The organism is Pseudomonas viridiflava (assembly GCF_001642795.1).
Taxonomy (GTDB): domain Bacteria; phylum Pseudomonadota; class Gammaproteobacteria; order Pseudomonadales; family Pseudomonadaceae; genus Aquipseudomonas; species Aquipseudomonas viridiflava.
In genome coordinates, this window is sequence record NZ_LKEH01000027.1 from 484,358 (window position 1) to 494,187 (window position 9,830).

Here is a 9,830-nt window from a genome sequence, read left to right on the forward strand (position 1 = left end):
CCTGACTGGGCCGAGAGACCGTCTACACCGCGCAACGGCACGGTTTGCAACGGTTTGGCTGATGATCGAACCTTGACAGATTGTTGTTACGCCGGGATTGCCAAGGCGCCCTGCACCGCACAAATCGGCGATCTCGACCCAACCCTGCCCCTTGATCGTGTCGGGAACGACACGATCAGGCCCCTCAATGTAAGTCGCCAAGGGGCGCAAGGTGACTGGAGCCATGTGCTCGGCTCACTGAGTCCGCAGTCTGTGCCATTTGTGACGCGGAGCGTCACGGGAGGCATGCCAACGCGGAGCGATGGGCACGATCAGTGTGCAAGGGAACGCCATGATCGTTCCCACGCTCCAGCGTGGTAACGCCGCCCAGGACGCTCCGCGTCCGCTCTCGAACGTGGCGCAGAGCTCACGGATGCATCCCCACGCGGAGCGGTATTTCGGGAAAAACAGGCCTTTCCGTATGTAACAAATAATTTTCCGCTGCTCTAAATCGTCATCTTTCGCAGGCACGCTAGTTCAACTAAATAAAAATATTAGTTTATGTGACTGCCAAGTCGTATTAACGTCTCAAAGACGTCAGTAGTTCTAAATCATGGATGAGCAAGATGACCCCTACACTACTTCCCCAGATCGGCAGGGCCATAGCCAGCATCGGCAGCGGCCATTTTTCAAGCATGTTTCACGAATTGATCAACTCGCAGTTGACCGTGGATGCCACTCACCTCTACTTGCTGCCAAGGCCCTGGCAGACACCGAAAACGCAGGTTTCCACGGTGTTCAACGAGACCGTGACTTCGCCTCGGGCAGCCTCGCGTTTCACCGATTCCATCCAGTTGAACCCGGCCCAGGAGTCGCCCAGTTACTGCTGCAAGATCACGGCGTTTCGCGGCCGCCCTTCCAGTGATTTTTCCATGACTGAGCGACGTCGTCTGGAAGACATCTCTCCGCTGCTGTTTTCGATTCTGGAAAAGCACGTTGACGCCCTGCAGCTGGCGACACTGGAAGCCGAATCGAAGAAGCCAGAGGGCCTCGAAGACCGTTTCCACGAGCGACTGCGTGAAACCGGGCTGATGCTGTCAGAGCGCGAATTGCAAGTGTGCGTGGGACTGCTGACCGGCCAGACCGCCATGGAACAGGCGGAGCGTCTGGCACTCAAGGTCAGCACGGTGAGCAGCTATCAGCGCCGGGCAGCGGTCAAACTGGGCATCAGCGGGCGCAACTCGCTGATGCGCTGGATGTACGCGTCGCCCGACGAAATGCCGTCGAGCGACCGGGGCCGCACGCCGCTCTTCAGTCCCGCGCCAGCGCTTCGATAGGGTCGAGCCTTGCTGCGTTGCGGGCCGGTACGAAGCCGAACAACACGCCGATCAGCGTCGAGCAGGCGAACGCGGTCACCACCGAGGCCATGGAAAAGACCATTTCCCACTGTTTGACGAACAGCGTGAACAGGTAGCCGATGCCATAGGACAGGCCGATGCCGATGACGCCACCGATCAGACAGACCATGACCGCCTCCACCAGAAACTGCTGACGGATATCCGACTGTCGGGCACCCACGGCCATACGAATACCAATCTCCCGGGTTCGTTCGGTGACCGACACCAGCATGATGTTCATCACCCCGATACCGCCCACCACCAGCGAGATCACGGCGATCAGCGACAGCAGCAACGTCAGTGAGCGACTGGTTTTCTGCACCGTCTGCATGACGCTGTCCAGGTTGTTGGTGAAAAAGTCCTTGGTGCCGTGACGCTGCAGCATCAGCGCCTTGATTTCCTCTTCCACCACCTTGCTGGGCATGCCGTCCTTGACCCGTACGCTGATGCTGTCCAGGTGACGCTGGCCGAGCACGCGTCCGGCAGCGGTCTCGTAGGGCATCCAGATGTTGAGCGTATTGCCTGCAATGAACAGGTTCTTGTGATCGCTGGTGACGCCAATCACGGTGCACGGCAGCTTGCCGATCAGGATCACCTTCCCAAGCGGATCGACGCCGGGGCCGAACAGACGCTGGGCGGTGTTGTGGTCCAGTACCACGACCTGCGCCTGACGCCGGGCATCCTGATCGTCAAAGGTGATGCCGGCTGCCAGTTGAATGTTGCGCACCTGGAAGTAGCGACTGCTGACGCCATTGAGCTGTGCATCGACGTCGATGTTGCGGTAGCGCACCAGCATGCTGCGCCCGACCACCGGGGTGGCGCTGTCGATGTAATACATCTGATTGAGCGCCGTGACGTCCGACGGCAGCAGCGTTTCGATGGACTTGGCCCGACTGTCGCCGAAGTTGCTGCCCGCGTAGATGTCGATGGTGTTGCTGCCAATCGACTGGATGTCCTTGAGCACGTAACGCTTGGCGCCTTCGCCAATGGCGGAGATCGACACCACAGAAGTGATGCCGATGATGATCCCCAGCATCGTCAATAGCGTGCGCATGCGGTGCGAAATCAGCGCAATCCAGGCCATGTTGAACGCTTCGCGAAACAGGCCGAAGCTGGCGATCATGCGGCGCCGGGCGGTGGCCGCTGGCTGTAGTGCAGGCTTGGGTTCGACCACCGGCTGCACACGGGGCGAGGTGCGCTTGTCGCTGATGATTTCACCGTCGCTGACTTCGATGACCCGCTCGGCATTGGCCGCGACTTTCGGGTCGTGGGTCACGAGGATAACGGTGTGCCCCATTGCATGGAGTTCCAGCAGGATGCGCATGACCTCCTTGCCGCTGGTGGTGTCCAGTGCGCCGGTCGGTTCGTCGGCAAGAATCACCTCGCCGCCATTCATCAACGCCCTGGCAATACTGACCCGCTGCTGTTGCCCGCCCGACATCTGACTCGGGCGGTGCTCGAGATGCCCGCCCAGCCCGAGGCGTGTCAGCAGTTCCTGGGCACGCTGATGACGCCCGGCCTGCGAAGTGCCTGCGTACACGGCCGGAATCTCCGTGTTGCGCACAGCATCCAGGTGCGGCAACAGGTGGTAACGCTGAAAAATGAAGCCGAAATGATCGCGCCGCAACGCAGCCAGCGCGTCGTCATCCAGGTCGCGGGTCTGCTGACCCGCGACCCGATAAGTGCCGCTGCTGGCGTTGTCCAGGCAACCGAGAATGTTCATCAGCGTGGACTTGCCCGAGCCGGAAGCACCGATGATTGCCACCAGCTCACCGGCATGAATCGACAGATTGATCTGCTTGAGGACGGTGACCTCGCGATCCCCGGCCATGAAGCTGCGACTCACGTTCTCCAGTTGCAGCAACGGCTGCTGCGCTGCAATCGAGGCTTCGTGCAGGTCGGCGACTTCTACCTTCTGGTTCATATCAGGCCCCTGCCACAACCGCTGTCGGATCGCCTATGACCACCTGATCACCTTCGACCAGCCCGTCCTTGATCTCCGCCTGCACGTTGTTGTTGATGCCGACCTGAACCTTGCGCTCCTGAGCGAAGCCCTTGGCGTCCACCACCCGCACAAAGGAAGAACCCTCGCTGGTCCGCGAACCAAGGGCGGCCACGGGTACGGTAATCGCGTTGCGCGCCGTGCCCAGAACGATGCGCACCTGAGCGGTCATGGCGATGCGCAGGCGCTGATCCTGATTGGGCACTTCGAACAGCGCATTGTAGAAGACTGCCGAGTTCTGCCGGGAAGCCGAGCTGCCGCTTTCGGTTTCCAGGTAATCCTGCGGCGCAGGCTCGGTGCCGCGCAGCTTGGCGTAGTAGCGCTTGTCCTCACCCAGAATCGTGAAATAGACCTCCTGCCCCGGCGTGATATGGATAACGTCCGCTTCCGACACCTGGGCCTTGATGGTCATGGTCTCCAGATCGGCCAGCTTCAACAGCACCGGCGCCAGTTGTTGGGCGATGACGGTCTGGCCTTCCTGCGTGACGATACCGACCACATCACCATCAATGGGCGCAATGATCCGTGTGTAGCCCAGATTGACCTTGGCGGTGTCGATCTGCACCTGAGCGCTTTTGATTTCAGCGTCCAGAGCTCGCACGTTGGCCTGCTGCATTTCGTAATCGGACTCGGCGCTTTCGAAGTCCTGACGGGATACCGACTGATCGGTCTGTAATTCCTTGTAGCGGTCATACAGACGTTTGGCCTGCTTCATTTGAGCCTGCGCCGAGGCCCGCTGGGCCTTGAGTTTTTCCTCGTCCACTTCGGCCTGACGCAAGGTGTTGCGCAATACCAGCGGATCGATCTCTGCCAGCCACTGGCCTTTCTTGACCTTGTCGCCCAGCTTGACCTTGAGCGACTTCAACTGCCCCGACACCTGAGCGCCGACATCCACCTGCTTGATGCCTTCCAGCACGCCCGTGGCGAGTACGGCGTTCTCGATGTCACCACGCTCGGCCCTGGCGGTAATGTACGCGGGCGGTTTGGCCGGTGCCTCGACGGCATACAGCACGACACCCGCCACCAGTACCAGCGCAGTGATCAATCCCGTCTTGCGTAATTTCGACTTGTTCATAGAGGCCTGCTGATCCTTGAAGATCGCGCCCGCTCATGGGGCGACGACTGATTTACCGTTTTCCATGCGCAGCCCCGGAGCAGGCCGAATGCCTGCCGTCGGGGTTTTATTCAGGGTTTCATGAGAGCGTTTCCCGCACACTGACCGGCTGCCTGTCGTACCACCATGCCGCCAGGCTGTAGACGTCAGGCGTCTTGAGGATGCTGAAATGATCGCCAGGACCGTTCCACAGCGTCAGTTGCGGCACTACCTGCTGCCAGCCCTGAGTCATGTCGCTGTGCTCGACGCGATTGGCCGCTGCATCCAGTGCGGGATCGGTCAGCAGCACCAGACTCGCGGGCCCGGCATAGCCTATTTCCGGCCGATACAGGGTGCGCAATGCACTGGAGAACGTGCGCACGATGCCGTTCAGCGCCTGTGGCGCAATCCGTGAGGACAGCAGGCCAACGCGCACCATGGCCTCACGAAGCTGCACTGATTGAGCCGCGTCGTCAGCGTCGGCGAAGGCCTGCGTATCAAGCCCGAGGTCCTTGCCGCTGGACAGTTGCAGCGCATTGATCAGCCGCTGCACCGCCGCCGTGGCGGTGTATGGCTTGCCGCAGGTCGTGGTGTTGCCGGGCGCTTCGCTGTCGATCAGGGTCAGCGAAAGCACTTCGCGTCCCTGTGCCTGCAACCAGCCCGCCATGGCATGCGCCACCCAGCCACCAAATGAGTGCCCCACCAGATGCAGCGGCCCTTGCGGGTACAGGCTCTCGATTTCCCGCACATAGCTTCTGGCTGCTGCTTCGACACGGCTGTGAGGCACGTAACGGCCTTCCAGTCCGCGTGCCTGAAAACCGTAAATCGGCCAGTCAGGCCCCAGCGCTTCGGCCAGACCGATCAGGCTGGTAACACTGTCGCCCGCCCCCGGCACACAAAACAGCGGTGCGCGCGCACTCTGTCCGCTCTGGATGGCCAGCAACGACTTGTAGACCTGAGCCGGCTGCACAGCACCGGCCTGAGCGGCCAGCGCCTTGCCTATTGCCTGCCCCAACACCTGAACATGGGGCGCCTGCATCATGCTCATGTGATCGCCCGGCACGCTGACGCAATGCAGTTGCCCGGCAGGCAGCACCTCGGCCCAGCCATGGCTGGAATCCTGCCCGCTGGCTACATCGCCCGGTGCATTCTGTACCTGTTCGGCGCGGAACAGATGCACCGGCAGGCTCATCGGTTCGAGCCGGTAATGAGCCAGCGCATGACCGTGAGCCAGTTCGCGCTGCAGGTAATGACGCAACCGCAGATCGCTCGCCTCGGCCAGTTCCGGATACAGCAATTGCTCATCCCGACACAGTTGCAGCAGTGATTTGAATGCAGGCATGTCGGCCTGTTCCTGCAGGCTAACAAGGCGCATCAGTGGCGTGACGCCAGCCTTGCCTTGCGCCTGCCAGTACGCCGCACAATGTGCCAGCAGCTCGCGTTCAAGCAGCTGCGGACCTTCCCAGCGCGCCTTGCCCTGGTCGGTCAGACGCGGCACGTAGCTGTCCAGCAGCCCGACGAAGGAGACGGTCTCATCCATGCCCAGCAGTTGCGTGGCCACTTCATAAGCCAGCACGCCGCCGAACGACCAGCCTGCCAGCTGATAAGGCCCGTGCGGCTGCACACCACGAATCCGCTCGACCAGTCCGGCTGCCAGACCTTCCAGCGTATTGAGCTGCGGCTGTCCCAGGCCGATGCCGGGCAGACCGTAGATCGCAAAATCGCCGTCCAGATGCTGGCCCAGTATCGGGAAGTAGGCGTCCAGACCGGTGAAGTCGTGGATCAGGAACAGCGGTGTACCATTGCTGCCCTCGCGTACTGTGATCACCTCAGGCGTGTCGGCAGTGCCGTCAGGTCGTTGCTCAAGCTGCCCGGCCAACGCTACAATGCTCGGGTGCTGGAACAGCTCTGCCAGACTCAGCGACAGACCGGATTTCTGCATCAGGCTGACCAGACGGATCGCCAGCAACGAGTGACCGCCCAGCTCGAAGAAGCTGTCGTGGCGGCCGACCCGTTCGACTTCCAGCACCTCGGCCCATAGCTGGGCCAGGCGCTGTTCCATCGGTGTCTCGGGTGCCTGATAGGTGGCGGTTGCCAGCGCATCCAGGCTCGGCACTGGCAGTGCCTTGCGGTCCACCTTTCCGTTCTGGGTCAGCGGCAGTGCATCCAGCGCGACATAAGCCGCAGGCACCATGTACTCGGGCAAATGACCCGTAAGGTGCGCTCGCAACGCGGTTGCATCGAGCTGCGCATCCAGACAGGTGTAATAAGCCACCAGTCGCAATCCGCCCTCTTCCAGCTGCCGCGCCACGACCACGGCTTCGCCGATGCCCGGGTACGATGCCAGTTGCTGCTCGATCTCGCCCAGTTCGATACGCACGCCGCGAATCTTCACCTGGTCGTCATTGCGTCCCAGGTACTCCAGCGTGCCATCGGCCAGCCAGCGGACCAGGTCGCCGGAGCGATACATCCGCGCCTTCGGCTGATCGCTGAACGGGTCATCGAGGAAGCGTTCGGCGGTCATGTCCGGACGGTTCAGATAACCCCGCGCCACACCGTCGCCGCCGATGTACAACTCGCCGGGCACACCCAGCGGCACCGGCTGGCAACGCTCATCCAGCACGTAGAGGCGTGCGTGGGATACCGGTTTGCCGATGTGCAGCACACCGCCCGGCGACATCTCGCCGGAACTGGCAACGACTGTGGTTTCGGTCGGCCCGTAGTTGTTGATCACCGCAAAGCCGGGGTCGCGAGGGAACTGACGCAGGCGGTCGCCGCCGATCAGCAGCGTGCGCAACGTCGGATGACGCAGTTCGCGGCTGAACGCGTATTCGGCAACCGGCGTCGGCAGGAAGGCCACCTGCAGCGGCTGGGCAGTCCACCAGTCGAGCAGCGCATCCAGTTGCTCGTTGCCGATGTCCGCAGGCGGCACGTGCAGGGTTGCCCCGGCACAGAGCGCAGGCCAGACCTCCCAGGCCATGGCGTCGAAGCCGAAACCGGCGACGCTGGCGGTATGGCTGCCAGCGTGCAGGTCGAAGGCCTGACAATGCCAGTCCACCAGATTATTGAGGGTTCGATGCTCGACCATCACACCTTTGGGCAACCCGGTGGAGCCCGACGTATAGATCACGTAGGCCAGATGATCGACGGTCAGGTGCGCGACCTGCGGATTGTCCTCACGCATTGGCCAGTCAGCGCGGTCCAGTGCCACGACCGGCACTGCCAGTGGTGGAAGCCGTTCCAGCAGATCGGACTGAGTCAGCACCGCTACCGGCGCGCTGTCCTGCAGCAGGTAGCCGACACGCTCGTCCGGGTGACCCGGATCGACCGGCACATAACCGGCACCGGCCTTGAGCACTGCCAGCAGCCCGACCAGTGTGTCCAGCCCGCGGCAAGCCATGACCGCCACGCGGTCGTCAGGGCGGACACCCAGTCCGATCAGATGATGCGCCAGAGCGTTGGCGCGACGGTTCAATTCGCCGTAGCTCAGACGCTGATCACCCACTTGCGCGGCCACGGCATCAGGCGCCATGGCTGCCTGCTGCTCGATGCGTTGGTGAATGGTGAACTCGCTGTCAGGCTCGCTGCGTCGGGCATTGAAGCCGTCCAGCAGCTCGATGCGTTCGGCAGCGGGCAACAGATCCAGCGTGTCGAGGCTCAAGCGCGGCGTCTGCGCCAGGGTCTGAACCAGTGCTTCCACGGCGCAGACCATGTAGGCACAGATACGTCGCGCATCAATGCCTGACGAGGTGAGCGCGGTCAGGTCGAAGCCCTCGCCCAGATCATCGACGCTCAGGGTCAGCGGGTAGTTGCTGCGCTCATCGGCCTCAAGCAGTTCGATACCCTGCCAGGCTTCGCTGGCTGTGGCGTCGGCAGTTTGCGGTGCTGCGCTGTGTCGGTAATTGAGCAAAGCGCTGAACAGCGGCGCACCGGCGGGCAGCGCGCTGCAACGTTGCGCGAGTGCCAGCGGCGCGTGTTCGTGCGTCAACAGGCCGCTCAGGCGGCGATGGGCCTGAAGCACGGCCTCTTGTGCGGACTGGCCAGCGAGGTCGATGCGCAGCGGCAAGGTATTGATAAACACACCCAGCGTGCGCTCCACACCTTCACCCCCTTGCAGTCGGCCAAGCAGAACGGTGCCGAACACCACCTTGTCGCGACCGGACAACTGTCCGAGCACCTGAGCCCAGGCCAGGTGCATTAGGCTGGCCGCACTGACGCCCAGCACACGCGCCTGATCACGCACTTTGCGACTCAAGTCAGCCGTCATCGGCTGCCTCGCTTCACCTGGCACGTCAGCGCCCGGCAACCAGCCTTGGCCATAAGGCAGGGTCGGTTCGTCCAGATCTCCCAGCTGCTCGCGGAAGAACAGCTCATGACCCTGATCACCCTGCCCCTGCAAGGTCTGGGCAATGTAATTGCGATACGGCACCGGCGCAGGCAGTTGTGCTTCCTGATCGAGCAGTATCGCCTGCAGTTCATGGCTCAGCAGCTCCAGCGCCATGTGATCCATGATCAGGTGATGGAACAGCAAAACCGCGACAATCCGTCCATTGGCAGGATCGGCAGCGTGGACCAGACGCAGCAACGGCGCCCGTTCAAGTCCAAGAGGCTCTGCGTCCGCGAGATCATCCAGCGCGACTTCGATCACGGACAGCGTGGCCTGGCGCCAGACCACCTGCACCGGCGTTTCCAGCCCTTCCCAGCACAGAGAGGTCCGCAGCACGTCGTTGCGGGCGATCACCTGCTGCAGGGCGACACAGAATGCGTCCAGACGCGAACGGTCAGCGAAGGCGAAACGGGCCTGCAACTGATAGGGATCGTCGCCGCCTGCAGACAAGTGATGGTAGAAGATACCGGCCTGCAGCGGCCCCAGCGGATAGATGTCCTGCACGTTGGCCACGCCCCCCGGAACACTGGCGACGATCAGATCGATGTCGGCCTGTTCCAGTTCCACCAACGGCAGAAGATCCGGGGTGATGCGCAGGCAACCCGGCTCGATCAGATTGGCGGGCACCTGTGTTTGCTGACTGTTGCCAATCGCAGCCGCCAATGCAGCCAGCGTCGGCTGCGCGAACAGCGTGCGAATATCCGCATCGAGCCCCTGGCGGCGCATTTGCGCGATCAGGTTCACGGCCAGCAGCGAATGCCCGCCCAATTCGAAGAAATGGTCATGACGGCCCACACGTTCGACGTGCAGCAGCGAACTCCATATCTCGGCGACGGCCGTTTCCACCGCCCCTTGGGGTGCCTCATAGTCCCGACCCGGCAGCGCTTCACGATCCGGCACCGGCAAGGCACGACGGTCGACCTTGCCGTTGGCGGTCAGCGGCCAGGCATCCAGACGCACCAGTGCGCTGGG

Annotated in this window: 4 protein-coding genes; 1 reads left to right on the top strand and 3 read right to left on the bottom strand. The window is 62.3% G+C overall.

Annotated elements, in window-relative coordinates:
• Positions 1–605: 605 nt before the first annotated feature.
• Complete coding sequence (locus tag AO065_RS17475; protein WP_004882202.1) at positions 606–1,316, top strand: helix-turn-helix transcriptional regulator; 711 nt, start codon at positions 606–608, stop codon at positions 1,314–1,316.
• Here AO065_RS17475 and AO065_RS17480 read toward each other — a convergent pair.
• From AO065_RS17480 to AO065_RS17490, 3 genes are all read right to left on the bottom strand, one after another.
• On the bottom strand, positions 1,291–3,300 hold the full coding sequence (locus tag AO065_RS17480; protein WP_004882199.1) for a MacB family efflux pump subunit: 2,010 nt from the start codon (positions 3,298–3,300) through the stop codon (positions 1,291–1,293). The genes AO065_RS17475 and AO065_RS17480 overlap by 26 nt on opposite strands.
• Position 3,301: 1 nt before the next feature.
• Positions 3,302–4,453: a macrolide transporter subunit MacA gene (gene macA / locus AO065_RS17485; protein ID WP_004882197.1), complete on the bottom strand. Its 1,152-nt coding sequence runs from the start codon at positions 4,451–4,453 to the stop codon at positions 3,302–3,304.
• 118 nt (positions 4,454–4,571) lie between these two features.
• Positions 4,572–9,830, bottom strand: a 5,259-nt coding sequence (locus AO065_RS17490) for a non-ribosomal peptide synthetase (protein WP_155737748.1), incomplete at its 5' end; no start/stop codon positions are given.